This is a genomic window from Mesorhizobium sp. M1365, from assembly GCF_040317865.1.
Taxonomy (GTDB): Bacteria; Pseudomonadota; Alphaproteobacteria; order Rhizobiales; family Rhizobiaceae; genus Mesorhizobium.
This window is the reverse complement of sequence record NZ_JAMYLG010000020.1, coordinates 1-12923: the sequence shown is the minus strand read 5'-3', so window position 1 is coordinate 12923 and position 12923 is coordinate 1. Positions and strand designations below refer to the sequence as shown.

Here is a 12923-nt window from a genome sequence, read left to right as displayed (position 1 = left end):
TACGGCGATCCCACTCGTGACAAACGTCACTGCGCGATGCTGGTTCCGTCAGGCCGGCCATCAGCCCACTCGGCTTTCCTTGATCAAGCCCGCCACCATAGCCTCTACGTCGGCGCGTGCGGAGTCCAGCGCCTGCTGGCTGCGGGCGCGCACCACCAGTTCCGTCCAGAACTTGCCGTCGCCATATTTCGGGTAGGAGCCGATGATCGTGTCCGGGTGCGCCTTCTGGATGTCGCCCAGCGGCCCGCCGATCAGGCCTTCGCCGAACGGGCATTCCACGGTTGCCGACAGCATTTTGGTGCCGGCCCGCAATGTCGGCACGACATTGTCGAGCATCGCCTGGAAAATCGCCGGCACGCCGGCCATGACATGGACGTTGCCGATGCGAAAGCCCGGCGCAACCGACACTGGATTATCGATGTGGTCTGCCCCGCGCGGCATCCGCGCCATGCGCTTGCGCGCTTCGGTGTATTCGATGCCGCGGGCGGCGTAGCTTGCCTCCAGCAGGGCGTAGGCCTTGGCGTTGTATTCGCATGGCACGCCAAAGGCCTTGGCAACCGAATCGGCGGTGATGTCGTCATGCGTCGGGCCGATGCCGCCGGTGGTGAAGACATAGGTATAGCGGGTGCGCAGCGCATTCACCGCAGCGACGATCTCGTCTTCCTCGTCCGCAACGATGCGCACTTCCTTCAGGTCGATGCCGATCGCCGTCATGATCTCGGCGAGGTGGCCGATGTTCTTGTCCTTGGTGCGGCCGGACAGAATCTCGTCGCCGATGACGAGCATGGCGGCGGTGACGATTTCGGTCATGGCAGGCTCCGGCAAACGGGGTCGCCTGAGATAGCGCGGCAAACGGCCGGCGGCAATGCCGCCAAACGACGGATCCACCTGTGCCACCTCCCTTGCAGTGGAGCCGTCGGCGGGTGATGCTGCGCCGGTTTGGGCGCTGAGGGAAAGATGCCAGTATCAATTCTGCTATGGCTACCCGGCGCGCTGTTTCTGCTGGCGCTCGTCGTGGCAGCCTATCCGCTGCTGGCGACGCTGCGGATCGCGGCGAAGGCCGAAAGGCTGGTGCCGGCCAGTGGCAAATTCATCGAGATCGACGGCAACCGCATCCATTATGTCGAGACGGGCGAGGGGCGGCCGATCGTCTTCCTGCACGGCCTCGGCGCGCAGCTTCATCAATTCGGCCACACGCTGTTCGGACGGTTCGGCCCGAACTATCGGCTGATCGCGCTCGACCGACCGGGCTCCGGCTATTCGGTGCGGGCCAGGGGCGCCAGCGGACGGCTGTCCGAGCAGGCCGACTTCGTGCGGCATTTTATCGACGCGCTTGGGCTGGAAAAGCCGCTGGTCGTCGGTCATTCGCTGGGTGGCGCCATCGCGCTGACGCTGGCTATCGAGCATCCAGAGGCGATTTCCGGCATCGCCTTGCTGGCACCGCTGACCCATCTGGAGCCGGACGCGCGCGAGAAGTTCGGCCCGCTGTACGTCAAGTCGCCGCTGCGGCGCCGGATCATGGCTTATACGGTGGCGATCCCGGCGGCTCTCAAATATGCCGAAGCGACGCTTGCCTTCATTTTCGCGCCGCAGACGGCGCCGGCCGACTATATGGTCGAGGGCGGCGGCTGGTGCGGGCTCAGGCCAAGCCATTTCTATGCAACGTCGACCGATGTCGTGGCCATCGAGCATGACCTTGGCCGCATCGAGCAACGCTATGGTGAAATCACCATGCCGGCCGGCATTCTGTTTGGTGCTTCCGACCGCGTGCTGGGCATCGATATCCACGGCTGGCCGGTGATGGAAAAGATCAGCGGGCTCGATTTCGAACCTGTCGAGGGGCTTGGCCACATGCCGCAATTCGTCGAGCCGGAACGGGTCGTCGCTTTCATCGAACGCATTGCCGACCGCGCATTTGCGCCGAAGTCCGACACCAGCAGCTGACACCCTCCCGGAACGCCGGTCTCGGCCGGCAGGGTGCCCGCCCCGGGCATCCCGGCCGCCGGGAATACCTCCGAACTTAATCACGTCGGCTATTCCTTCACGGCTCCGGTCATCGAGGAAACATAGTGCTCGACAAAGAACGAATAGAGCACCACCACCGGCAGCGAGCCGATCAGCGCTCCCGCCATCAGCGCCCCCCATTCATAGACGTCCGAGCGCACCAGCTCGGTGAGCACGCCGACCGGCACAGTCTTGTTTTCGGACGACTGGATGAAGGTCAAGGCGTAGATGAACTCGTTCCATGACAGCGTGAATGCGAAGATGCCGGCGGAAATCAGGCCCGGCACCGATAGCGGCAGCACGATCTTGGTGAGGATCTGCCAACGGCTCGCCCCGTCGATCAGCGCGCATTCTTCCAGCTCGAACGGGATCGAGCGGAAATAACCCATCAGCAGCCATGTGCAGAACGGGATCAGGAAGGTCGGATAGGTGAGGATGAGCGCGAACGGCGTGTCGTAAAGACCAAGGTTGAACACCATCACAGACAGCGGAATGAACAGGATCGAGGGCGGTACGAGATAGGCGAGGAACACCGCGAGGCCGACCTGCCGCGCCCCGGAGAACCGCAAGCGCTCGATCGCATAGGCAGCGAACACCGCAGCCAGCAGCGACAGGAACGTGGCGGCGGTCGAGATGATGATCGTGTTGAGCAGCCAGCCCGGATAAGACGTCTCGAAGAGCAGGTAGCGGATATGCTCGAGCGTCGGATGCACCACCCAGAACGGATTGAAATTGGCGTAGTCGGTCATCTCGAGGTTGGGCTTAACCGCCGTGATCGTCATCCAGTAGAACGGAAACAACAGCACGATGACGAAGATCAGCAACGGCAGGTAGACCGTCACCACGCGGCGCGGCAAACTCTGCAGGTAGCCCATGCCGCCTTCGTCGAGTTCCGGGCGTTTGCTCGTTTCGATCGCGGTCATGTCAATCTCCGCCGCCCTGCTGCCATTTGCGGCGCTGCAGGCCAAAATAGCTGAACAGGATCGCCGCCAGCAGGAACGGGATCATGGCGACTGCGATCGCGGCGCCTTCGCCAAGCTGGCCTCCGGAAATGCCGCGCTGGAACGACAGCGTCGCCATCAGATGCGTGGCGTTCACCGGCCCGCCGCGCGTCAGCACATAGATCAGCTGGAAATCGGTGAAGGTGAACAGCACCGAAAAAGTCATGGTGATGGCGATGATCGGCGTCAGCAGCGGCAGCGTCACATAGCGGAACAATTGCCAGCGGCTGGCGCCGTCGAGCGTGGCGGCCTCGTAGAGCGACTGCGGAATCGTCTGCAGGCCGGCAAGCAGCGTGATCGCCACGAAAGGAATGCCGCGCCAGACATTGGCGGCGATGACCGAAGCCCGCGCATTCTCGGGATCGCCGAGGAAGTTGATGCGATGGTCGATCAGGCCCATTTCCATAAGCGCCCAGGACAGGATCGAGAATTGCGAATCGTAGATCCACCAGAAGGCGATCGCCGACAGCACCGTCGGCACCACCCAGGGCAGCAGGACGATCGCGCGGAAGAACGACTTGAACGGCAGGTTCTGGTTGAGGATAAGCGCCAGCCACAGGCCGAGCACAAACTTCAGGACCGAGGCGCTGATCGTGTAGAGCAAGGTGTTGAAGACGGAGAGCCAGAAGACGGCGTCATCCCACAGATATTCGTAGTTCTCGATACCGATGAAGATGCCGGGGCGGCCGATGCGGGCATCGGTGAAGCCGAGCCAGACGCCGAGTCCGAGCGGATAGGTCAGGAAGACCAGCAGCAGCGCCGCCGCCGGCAGCATGAAGCCGAAGCCAAGCGCGTTATGACTTTCGGACACGAACGTCAGAATGCGCGACAGCGCCGACCGGCGTGGCTGAGCGGCAGCGGAGGTCACGGCCATGGGTCGGCTCCTCTAAGGTCTCATTGAACGGCCGGGCGGCCATGCGCGATTCGAAGCCGGGCAGCATGGCTGCCCGGCTGAACCCGGCTCAAACGCGATAGTAGCGGTTTGCGCGCTTCTCGGCTTCTTCCATCGCTTCTTGCGGCGTCGCCTGGCCTGTCACCGCCTTGGCGAACATGTCGACCAGCACATAATCGGCCATGGTCGCTGCCGAGGCATAGCCAAGCGGGCCGGCATAGCCGTTGGGCCGCAGCGTCGCCGAGGCCTTGGCGTAGGCGGCATTGTTCGGATCGGCCGTCCACACCGGGTTGTTGTCGAAGGCTTTGAGCGTCTGGCAGCAATAGCCTGCTGACGACGTGATCCACTGCGACATTTGCGGATCCTCGAACATGAACTGCAGGTAGGCCTTGGCGGCGTTGGGGTAGGGCGTGTAGTCGAAGATCACGGCCGTGGTCACCTGGAACAGCTCGACGGATTTTCCGACCGGGCCGATCGGCAGGTTGGTGGTGCGGATGTCCTTGGCCATCTCGGCCAGTTTCGGATCCTTGTCCTTGTTGATCTTGGCGGTGTTGTAGGCCGAAATGCCGTTGGCGATGACGCTCAATTGCCCGGCCAGGAAGGCGCGGTTGTTGTTGACGTCGAGCCAGCTTTCGGTACCGGGAATGAAGGTCTTGTAGAGTTGCTGCGCGTATTCGATCGCCTTCAGCGTCTCGGGGCTGTTGATCGTCACCTTGCTGCTCTCGTCGACCATCTGGCCGCCATGGCTCCACAGCAGCCAGTGGGCGTAGTTGTTGCCATCGCCGACGCCGTGGCCATGCGTGAAGCCGGCCGGGTGCCCCTTCGTCTGCAATGCCTTGCAAAGCTCGAGCAGGCCTGCCGTGTCCTTCGGAAATTCGGAGAAGCCAGCCTCTTTCACCCAGCTTTCACGATAGACGATGGCATTGCCGATGGTCGCCAGCGGCAGGCCGAGGAACTTGCCTTGCCGTGTCGCATATTGGTGCGGTCCGTCGTGCCAGCCGCCATATTTCGAGCCGAGATATTCGCCCAGCTCCGTCACGTCGTGCAGCTTGTCGGGATATTGGTGCGGGTCGTCGAACCAGACGAACATCAGGTCCGGGCCGGAGCCGACATTGGCGGCGACCGCCGCCTTGGGGCGGATGTCCTCCCAGCTTTCCTTGTCGACGCGGACCTCGACGCCGGTCGCTTCGGTGAAGCGTTTGGTGTTGGCCAGCCATTGATCCTCGTCGCCCTGCACGAAAGGCGACCAGCGCAGCAGCCTGAGCTTGGCGCCGTCCTCGGGCTTGTATTTCAACCCCTCCTGGGCAAAGGCGGGAGAGCCGATGAGCCGGCTTCCCAAGGCTCCCGCCGCAACGCCGGCGGTGGTGCGGATCACGTCGCGTCTGGTGAATTTCATGCTCGCTTCCTCCTGCTTATTGTCCTTGCCGTCCTACTGCCCGATGGGCGTTTCGAACCGCTGTCCGGTTTCGCCGTGAAAGAGGTGAATGAGGCCAGGCTCGGCCGTAAGCCGGATGGTTTCGCCCGGCGTGAAGGAATGGCGTTCGCGGAAATTTGCGACGATCTCCTCGCCACCGGCGGTGCGGCCGATGAGCTGCACTTCGGACCCTGTCGGCTCGACCACCACGACGGTGACCGGAATGCCCTGATTGTCGGACAGCCGTAAATGCTCGGGCCGTATCCCCAGCACGACCGGCTCACCGTTGCCGATGGAAAGTGCGGAGGCCAACGGGACCGAAATCCCGCCGGCGCCGCGAAATGACGGCGAGCCGTCGCTTACGATCTCGCCCCTGAGCATGTTCATGGCGGGCGAGCCGATGAAGCTGGCGACAAACAGATTGTTCGGCCGGTCGTACAGCTCGAGCGGCGGCCCGATCTGCTCGACGATGCCGTCATGCATGACGACGATCTTGTCGGCCATGGTCATCGCCTCGATCTGGTCGTGGGTGACGTAGACCGTCGTCGTCTTCAGGCGCTGGTGCAGTTCCTTGATCTCGGCGCGCATCTGCACCCGGAGCTTGGCATCGAGATTGGATAGCGGCTCGTCGAACAGGAAAACCTGCGGGTCGCGCACGATCGCCCGGCCCATGGCAACGCGCTGGCGCTGCCCGCCGGAAAGCTGGCGCGGATAGCGGTCGAGCAGCGGCACCAGTCCCAGGATTTCGGCCGCGCGCCGCACGCCGGCATCGCTCTCTGTCTTGGGAACGCCCTTGAGCATCAGCGAGAACGCCATGTTCTCGGCGACCGTCATATGCGGGTAGAGCGCATAGTTCTGGAAGACCATGGCGACGTCGCGCTCCTTTGGCGCAACGTTGTTGACGACACGTTTGCCGATCGCGATCTGGCCGCGCGAGATCTTTTCCAGGCCGGCGATCATCCTGAGCAGGGTCGACTTTCCGCAACCCGAAGGACCGACCAGCGTGACGAACTCGCCGTCGTCTATGTCGACGCTAACCCCGTGCAGGACCTCGACGGTCCCAAATGATTTGTAGACATCGCCGATCGCGACAGACGCCATCGATCTCCTCCCGATTGATTCCCGCAACGACTTCGAAGGAAACCGCTTTCCTGCCTGGCCCGCGACAGCGCCCAGGCTCCTCCCCGGTCACGCGCGATGTGAAACGGTAGCGCTACCAAACCGACCTGTAAAGCACGCCGGCACACCTGGATATCGACACACGGCTAATCCGAAACCTCGGTCTGCGGCCGGTCGCGGCCGTCGGCTAGCTCGTCGTGCCATTTGCCGTCGGCGTCCTCGTACTGGATGCCGTCGGTGTTGCCGGCGACCTGCTGTTCGGCCGAAGCGATCTCGGCGGCGCGCAACGCGTCCTGATGGGTGGGGAACGTTTCGGAGAATGTCGAGCCGACCTTGTAGGCCCAGCCTCCGTCATGCTCGACGATCTTGTAGGTCAGTTTCGCCATGAAACCCTCCGGTTGAAAGCCCGTTGCCTCAATGCAGCCTATCGTCGGCCAGTCTGTCGTCTGGCAGCCTGTCGTCTGGGACCAGCACGTCCGATTCCCTGGCGGCTTCGATCAGTGCCCGGCGCGCATCCGCCGTCGAACGATAACCTTCCAGCACTTTTAGGCAAGTGTCGAGGGCATCACGATGACGCGGCCCGCGGTTGAGTGGCCAGATCGTCATCAGGCACTCCGCCGCCTCCTGGGCGCTGCGGATCTGCCGATATTTGCCGACATGGCCGAGTTCGACCACGACCGGCTTTTCAAATGGCTTGCTGTCCATCATCGCCGCCAACGCGGAGCGGCCGATTTGGTTGCAACAGCTATTTTAGCTCAGGCGAAAATAGCTCAATAGCCGCAGTCGTTGCGCAGCCAGCGTGCATTCGCCCAGCCGATGCGGCCGCCGAAATCGACCTTGTACCAGTTTCCGCGGCGGTCGAAGATCTCGGTTTGGTCGCCGTTGAACAATTGCCCGACCATGCGCGACGACGAGTTCGGCCGGGCCCGAACGGCGAGAAAGCCGCTTCCCGTCGCCAGATTGTAGTGCCTGGAAAGGCCGTGCACCGTGCCTTCGCAATATTGCGCCCCGGCCGGCGTCGGTGCGGCGAACGACAGCCCGGCCACAACCGCGGCGGCGGCCGCAATGGAAATCCCCCTGAACGACATGTCTCTGCTCCCCCAACCCGCCGCGCCCAGCCGCGGCCCCCGGCCACTCTACACCGGCAGAGGATCAATGCGAAGCTGTGCTGGCCCGTCCAGCGAGACGAACCCGCCGTCAGTTCGCCGCCTTCATCCAGTGCTGCATCGTCGTCACCGAGCGGGCAAGCTGCGGCGCCGGGTGGATTTCTTCGCCGAAGGTGGCCGCGGCGCGCCAGCCCCAGCGCGGATCGGCAAGAAAGGCGCGCGCCAGCGCCACCATGTCGGCGCGGCCGTCGGCGACGATCGCCTCGGCCTGTTTCGGATCGTCGATCAGGCCGACGGCCCGCGTCGGGATGCCGACGGCCTTGCGCACCGCTTCGGCCAGATGCACCTGATAGCCGGGCCCGGAGGGCAGCTTCTGCAACGGCGAGTTGCCGCCGCTCGAGCAGCAGAGATAGGCGACGCCGGCTTCCTTCAGCGCCTTTGCCACTTCGATCGCATCCTCGACCTCGAAGCCGCCATCGACCCATTCCTTGATCGACAGACGCGCCCCGAGCATCAGTCTCGGCACCGCCTTCTTCACCGCCTTGGCGATCTCGACGGCGAAACGCATGCGGTTTTCCAGCGAGCCGCCCCAGCGGTCGGTGCGCCGGTTGGAGAGCGGCGACAGGAATTGGAAGATCAGATAGCCATGCGCGGCATGCAGCTCGATGAAGTCGAAGCCGGCGCGCTCGGCCCGCCGTGCCGCTTCTGCGAAGCGTTCGATGATTTGCAGGATCTCGTCGTCCTCCAGCGCCCGCGGCACCTGCCAGCCGGTGTCGTAGGCGATCGCCGAGGCCGACACGATCGGCCACGGATCCTGATCGGCATGCAGCGGGCCGCCGCCCTCCCAGGGTTTCCGGTTGGAGGCCTTGCGGCCGGCATGGGCAAGCTGCGTACCGAATTTCGTGCCCGGTGCGGCGACACGCTTGGCTGCATCCAGCGTGCGTCGCGCCGCCGCCTCGTTGTCCTCGGAATAAAGGCCGAGACAGCCATGCGAGATGCGGCCGCGCCGTTCGACATCGGTCATCTCGACGGTGACCATGCCGGCGCCGGACATCGCCAGGTTCATCCAGTGATAGAGATGCCAATCGCTGGCCGAGCCGTCCTCGGCCGAATACTGGCACATCGGCGCGACCGCGATGCGGTTGGGGAAGGTGAGGCCGTCGAGGGTGATCGGCTGGAAAAGCGATGAGGTCATAAAAAACTCCGGAGAGGGTTGCCGCTATTTAGGCAGCCGATTGTGCCAGCGCCAGACACGAGACGGTGAACCGGCGCTCTGGACCAATTGCTGGCCCGATTGTACGAACCGCCGTTCGCGGCTACGCCTTGCCGCGGCAGCAGGGAGTCCACCATGGAAGATCGCATTCGCATCCGCTCTGAGGAAGTCCTTTCCGACGAGTGGGCGGTTTTGAAAAAGACCGTCTTCGACTACCGCCGGCGCGACGGCAAATGGGAAACGCACACCCGCCAGACCTACGATCGCGGCGACGGCGCGGTGATCCTGCCTTTCGATCCCGACCGCTCGACGGTGCTTCTGGTGCGGCAGTTCCGCTACCCGGCCTACGTCACCGGCCACAAGGAGCCGCTGATCGAGGCCTGCGCCGGCCTGCTCGACGAAGACGATCCCGAAACCTGCATCCGCAAGGAGGCCGAGGAGGAACTCGGCTACCGCCTGAAGGACGTGCAGCGGCTGTTTTCGCCCTATATGAGTCCCGGCAGCGTCACTGAGCGGCTCTGGTTCTTCGTCGCCCGCTACTCGCCCGCCGACCGCATTTCCGACGGCGGCGGCGCCCACGACGAAGGCGAGGACATCGAGGTTTTGGAGATGCCGCTAGACGAGGCACTGGCTGGCATCAACGATGGTCGGATCATCGACGCCAAGACGATTATCCTGATCCAGCATTTGAAGCTGAACCCGATCGGGGGGTGAACGGCTTTGCCGCAACGGGCTGAGATGCAGCTGAAAGGGAACAGATCTATGATTATCAAAAACTTGCCGAAGTGGTTGGGTGCGACTTCGATGGCTGTCTTTCTCCTGGCATCGATTACCCCGTCACACGCTGAATCCTATTCCAACCTGCAAAGCAAAGGATACAAGACCGGCAAGCTGTCGCGAGGTGCATCAGGCTCGCTGGGCTGGTTCGTGTCCAACGGCGAGAAAAAATACTTCTGCAGAATGCGAGCGGCGCGAGCCTATATCGGCACTACAGGGATGGTCGCTTTTACTGCCGCCGGTCGGCAAATCTCGTTGGACAGGGAAGTCTACGAAAAATACGCCGGATTTGATGCATCCATTCCGCAGCTTTCAGACCTGAAGGCTGGTAAGCTCAACAAGCGAGCTGTCGGTAATTGCGGTCCCGCAAAGTGAACCGCCCTTAAGCTGTCTTGGCAAATCCAAATCTGGTGCGGACGACGGGAATCGAACCCGTACGATCGGAGATCGAGGGATTTTAAGTCCGTTGCGAGGGTTGGTGTGGGCGACGGGATTTGAACCCGTAAGTGCTTGAAACACCGGCAGATTTTAAGTCTGCTGCGTATACCAGTTCCGCCACGCCCACCTCCCACATTGTGGGGAAATCCCACCGGTCTCCCACATGGTTTCCCACACGGTCGGCCTAGGATTTGCCGTTCACTACCACGAGCCTCGGAGCCGCGCCACCTTCGAGGGCGGTCAGGTTGTCGAGCAAGTGATTGGGTGCGAGGTGGGCGTAGTTCAGGGTGGTCTGGATCGACTTGTGGCCCATCCAGATTTGGACGCGCCGGATGTCGATGCCACGGATGATCTGCCACGAGTAGCACGTATGCCGCGTCGTGTAGACTAGGCACGCGCGTCCTATGGCAGCTCGGGCCGTGGAAATGCCTCCGTGCAAGCCTTCGGCTCGCCCATGGCGTGCGTGGCATAGATCAGGCAGCGAATAGCCGTGGCGCGGCGACGACCAAAGTAATCGGCCCCAAGCGTGGCCGCCAAATTGGCGACTTGCAAAACAATGAGTACTGTGATGGCGGTTTTCATGGTCTTTTCCCCCCTGGCCGGCGCGGCCCCAAATTCAGTGCATCAATCCCACGAAATGCCCGCCACCGCCACTGGCCGCCCTACGTATACGCGGAGCTAGAGACAGGGCAAGGTTTGCCGATGTGCGTTGCCGATGTGCCCCTAGCGTTGCATCTAGCGTTGAACCGTGGAGCAATCGCCGGGTCATTTTGTGACAGATTGTCAATTGGCAAAAGCACCGATTGGAAGGGAAGCGTAGGAACATTTGCCTATGCCTTGCCACCTCTACGCGCCTCGATCACACCCCTATGTGCCCCTCATGGCCGATAAGAGATACATTATCCTGTTTGCCGCATTGAAATCATTCGACAATCTGTCGTGTTGTGGGAATGATTGTGGGACGGAAGGCAACGCGAGCGGCACGACGTGGGAAACGAAGGGGTCTTCGTGCGAGCCGGTTATCTGATCGCCCGCGCGGAGCCGTGTCTCATGTGCTGCACGCCTATTCCGGCGCGAGCACGCAAATGTACGACCTGCGGCGAATTTCAGGACTGGCGGCGGTTCATTCCATGGGGAAATTCTACGCTCGCGCTGCTCACCGCTTTGATTTCGGTCACGACCGCCACGGTCGTATTTCAAAACAAAGGTACCGCTCGCTCATTTGTTGACACAGGGCTGACGTGCATGATGCTCGTGCGTAAGCCACTACCCAAATCGGGCTATGATGACTTGGTCTTTCGAGATGATGACATCTCTCATGTCGCGGTGATCAAGTACCTTCGAGCATCGACCCCAGCGGGGGGCTTGTGGAGACGGGTAAGCTGGCCCCTTACAACTACGTCAGGACAAGCGTAAGACGTGTCGCTTACAAACCGGACCAAAAGGACTTTGCAAATAGCTGTAACTACCACAGCATCAGTGAAGGTGGTGGCGTACAGTCGACTAATCGCGTCATTCCCTCCATCACAGGGATGTTGGCAATCTACCACTCCGGGATAGACGAGACCACGCCACCTCCGCCAAAATGAGCGAGGCACAGTCGTGGCGCTAGTTAATTGTGTCGGCCACGCTAAGTTCCCCTCATGGCAACCCATTGGTTCTCCCCTCCGGTGTACGTCAAAACCGACCGACCTGGGGTCACCTACGGCTGCAACAATGTCGAGGGTGCCGCCGAGGAACTCCTGAAGTGGACCAAGAGGGGCCCGAAGTGGAAGAAGGCGGTGGAAACCTGCATGGCCGCAATGGAAGCCGAAGTGCCTACCCAGGATGCCCGCAGGGCATTCGAGGCGGCGGCCAAGGAAGAGAAGATGTTCCTTACTCCTGTATAGCCCTGCATTATGCTCGACGAAGCAGATGTGTAGGGACACTGGTTGCTATCAATCGACTACTGTAGAGGTGGACATCCGTGATTGAACTTCTAGAAAGGATGGGCAAAAGAGACCCTTCTGATTGGATATTGACGCGAGACGAGTGCCCGAAGCTATATGACCATCTTCAAACAATTAATTGGGTATTTAAAGGCATGCTCCTAGTGGCCACGCTTTTTTCCTGCTTCTTACCTGCAAGTTTATTAATGACGCATGCTGTTACGATCGTGAAGCCATTTTGGCTTGAAAATTTTTATTCCGTTGGCAACAATTATCGATACTTTATTGCAATGGACGGGTTGTCTATTCGCTATATTATATCGCTCGCTGCTGGAATATATATATTGGTCGCTTCGCTGGCGGCGCTATGTGTTCTATTTTTTTTCTTATTAAGTTCAGAATTAAAGCCACTAACTGCTTTTCACGTGAGGGCATCTGTGGTCAATGTCGTTGGTTTCGCTGTTTGCATTTGCATCCTTCTTTGTATTGAATATGGGCAAACAAACGTTCCAGACGAAGTCTCCTTTTGGAGAAAGTTGTTTTCAAGTAATTGGGTAATTCTTTCCAATTCAATACTTGTCCTTGTAGCATACATGACATTTTCCTATGTTTTGATAGCGACCGCAAAGTTAATAAAGTCCGGTGGGAGGGTCGATCACAAGCCGCAATAGGATGGGCGGGCACGGACAAGGTACGACTCCGACTGAGGTGCCTGGTCACATAGCGGCCTATATGCTCCACATGATGGCTTCGACCCTCGTATTTCTAACGACCGCCGAGGAGGCGATGGCTAAATAGGTGGGAATGCAGAGCCCTAAGGCTGCCCCAACCCCCTCCTTCGGTAGATAGGTACTGGTCTCCTGTGTCCCTGTGCCCCCTCGGCTACACCCTGAGGAGAACTTCGAGTTGTGTGCGTCAAGTTCTGCAAAATGGCGTGGCATTGCGGTGACGTCGGCGTGTCCGCCGCGCAGCCCCCGTGTTTAGCGGAGCGGCGGACACATGACGGTGCTCAGGCGGCCAAGGCCCTCAGG

At 61.1% G+C, this 12923-nt stretch carries 17 protein-coding genes and 1 tRNA gene; 6 read left to right on the top strand and 12 right to left on the bottom strand.

Annotation, left to right across the window (positions count from 1 at the left end):
* Nucleotides 1–60: 60 nt before the first annotated feature.
* Nucleotides 61–810: a competence/damage-inducible protein A gene (locus NKH04_RS20620; protein ID WP_353044838.1), complete on the bottom strand. Its 750-nt coding sequence runs from the start codon at nucleotides 808–810 to the stop codon at nucleotides 61–63.
* 147 nt (nucleotides 811–957) lie between these two features.
* Between NKH04_RS20620 and NKH04_RS20615 the strand changes: the two genes are divergently transcribed.
* Nucleotides 958–1944 carry an alpha/beta fold hydrolase gene (locus tag NKH04_RS20615; protein WP_353044837.1) on the top strand — a complete coding sequence of 329 codons (987 nt, stop codon included), beginning with the start codon at nucleotides 958–960 and terminating at the stop codon, nucleotides 1942–1944.
* Between the two features lie 89 nt (nucleotides 1945–2033).
* On the opposite strand, the gene NKH04_RS20610 is transcribed toward NKH04_RS20615, so the two are convergent.
* From NKH04_RS20610 to NKH04_RS20575, 8 genes are all read right to left on the bottom strand, one after another.
* Nucleotides 2034–2927: a carbohydrate ABC transporter permease gene (locus tag NKH04_RS20610; RefSeq protein WP_023674766.1), complete on the bottom strand. Its 894-nt coding sequence runs from the start codon at nucleotides 2925–2927 to the stop codon at nucleotides 2034–2036.
* 1 nt (nucleotide 2928) lies between these two features.
* The gene (locus tag NKH04_RS20605) at nucleotides 2929–3780 is read right to left on the bottom strand and encodes a carbohydrate ABC transporter permease (RefSeq protein WP_502893743.1); all 852 of its coding nucleotides are present in this window, start codon (nucleotides 3778–3780) and stop codon (nucleotides 2929–2931) included.
* 187 nt (nucleotides 3781–3967) lie between these two features.
* Nucleotides 3968–5293, bottom strand: a complete 1326-nt coding sequence (locus NKH04_RS20600; protein ID WP_353044836.1) for an ABC transporter substrate-binding protein — start codon at nucleotides 5291–5293, stop codon at nucleotides 3968–3970.
* A 33-nt stretch (nucleotides 5294–5326) separates the two neighbouring features.
* On the bottom strand, nucleotides 5327–6412 hold the full coding sequence (locus NKH04_RS20595; RefSeq protein ID WP_353044835.1) for an ABC transporter ATP-binding protein: 1086 nt from the start codon (nucleotides 6410–6412) through the stop codon (nucleotides 5327–5329).
* A 164-nt stretch (nucleotides 6413–6576) separates the two neighbouring features.
* On the bottom strand, nucleotides 6577–6816 hold the full coding sequence (locus tag NKH04_RS20590) for a DUF2188 domain-containing protein (RefSeq protein ID WP_023674770.1): 240 nt from the start codon (nucleotides 6814–6816) through the stop codon (nucleotides 6577–6579).
* 28 nt (nucleotides 6817–6844) lie between these two features.
* Nucleotides 6845–7138, bottom strand: a complete 294-nt coding sequence (locus tag NKH04_RS20585) for a DUF982 domain-containing protein (protein WP_352541401.1) — start codon at nucleotides 7136–7138, stop codon at nucleotides 6845–6847.
* 62 nt (nucleotides 7139–7200) lie between these two features.
* Nucleotides 7201–7518 (bottom strand): SH3 domain-containing protein, encoded by a 318-nt coding sequence (locus tag NKH04_RS20580; protein ID WP_353044834.1) that lies wholly within the window; start codon nucleotides 7516–7518, stop codon nucleotides 7201–7203.
* Nucleotides 7519–7627: 109 nt separating this feature from the next.
* Nucleotides 7628–8731, bottom strand: coding sequence for an NADH:flavin oxidoreductase/NADH oxidase (locus tag NKH04_RS20575; protein ID WP_352970497.1), 1104 nt, complete (start codon nucleotides 8729–8731; stop codon nucleotides 7628–7630).
* A gap of 153 nt (nucleotides 8732–8884) precedes the next feature.
* On the opposite strand from NKH04_RS20575, the gene NKH04_RS20570 reads away from it, so the two are divergent.
* Nucleotides 8885–9463, top strand: coding sequence for an NUDIX domain-containing protein (locus NKH04_RS20570; RefSeq protein ID WP_352684894.1), 579 nt, complete (start codon nucleotides 8885–8887; stop codon nucleotides 9461–9463).
* Between the two features lie 48 nt (nucleotides 9464–9511).
* Nucleotides 9512–9901: a hypothetical protein gene (locus NKH04_RS20565; protein WP_352614073.1), complete on the top strand. Its 390-nt coding sequence runs from the start codon at nucleotides 9512–9514 to the stop codon at nucleotides 9899–9901.
* A gap of 101 nt (nucleotides 9902–10002) precedes the next feature.
* Here NKH04_RS20565 and NKH04_RS20560 read toward each other — a convergent pair.
* The 3 genes from NKH04_RS20560 to NKH04_RS20550 form a co-directional block, all read right to left on the bottom strand.
* A tRNA-Leu gene (locus tag NKH04_RS20560) sits at nucleotides 10003–10091 on the bottom strand.
* Nucleotides 10092–10148: 57 nt separating this feature from the next.
* Nucleotides 10149–10403, bottom strand: coding sequence for a tyrosine-type recombinase/integrase (locus tag NKH04_RS20555; protein WP_353044833.1), 255 nt, complete (start codon nucleotides 10401–10403; stop codon nucleotides 10149–10151).
* The gene (locus tag NKH04_RS20550; protein WP_352453788.1) at nucleotides 10367–10546 is read right to left on the bottom strand and encodes a hypothetical protein; all 180 of its coding nucleotides are present in this window, start codon (nucleotides 10544–10546) and stop codon (nucleotides 10367–10369) included. Before NKH04_RS20550 ends, NKH04_RS20555 begins: the two co-directional genes overlap by 37 nt.
* A 1088-nt stretch (nucleotides 10547–11634) precedes the next feature.
* Between NKH04_RS20550 and NKH04_RS20545 the strand changes: the two genes are divergently transcribed.
* From NKH04_RS20545 to NKH04_RS33245, 3 genes are all read left to right on the top strand, one after another.
* Complete coding sequence (locus tag NKH04_RS20545; protein ID WP_353044832.1) at nucleotides 11635–11853, top strand: DUF982 domain-containing protein; 219 nt, start codon at nucleotides 11635–11637, stop codon at nucleotides 11851–11853.
* Between the two features lie 77 nt (nucleotides 11854–11930).
* Complete coding sequence (locus NKH04_RS20540) at nucleotides 11931–12563, top strand: hypothetical protein (RefSeq protein ID WP_353044831.1); 633 nt, start codon at nucleotides 11931–11933, stop codon at nucleotides 12561–12563.
* Nucleotide 12564: 1 nt separating this feature from the next.
* Nucleotides 12565–12690 (top strand): abortive infection family protein, encoded by a 126-nt coding sequence (locus tag NKH04_RS33245; RefSeq protein WP_502913431.1) that lies wholly within the window; start codon nucleotides 12565–12567, stop codon nucleotides 12688–12690.
* Nucleotides 12691–12923 lie beyond the last annotated feature (233 nt).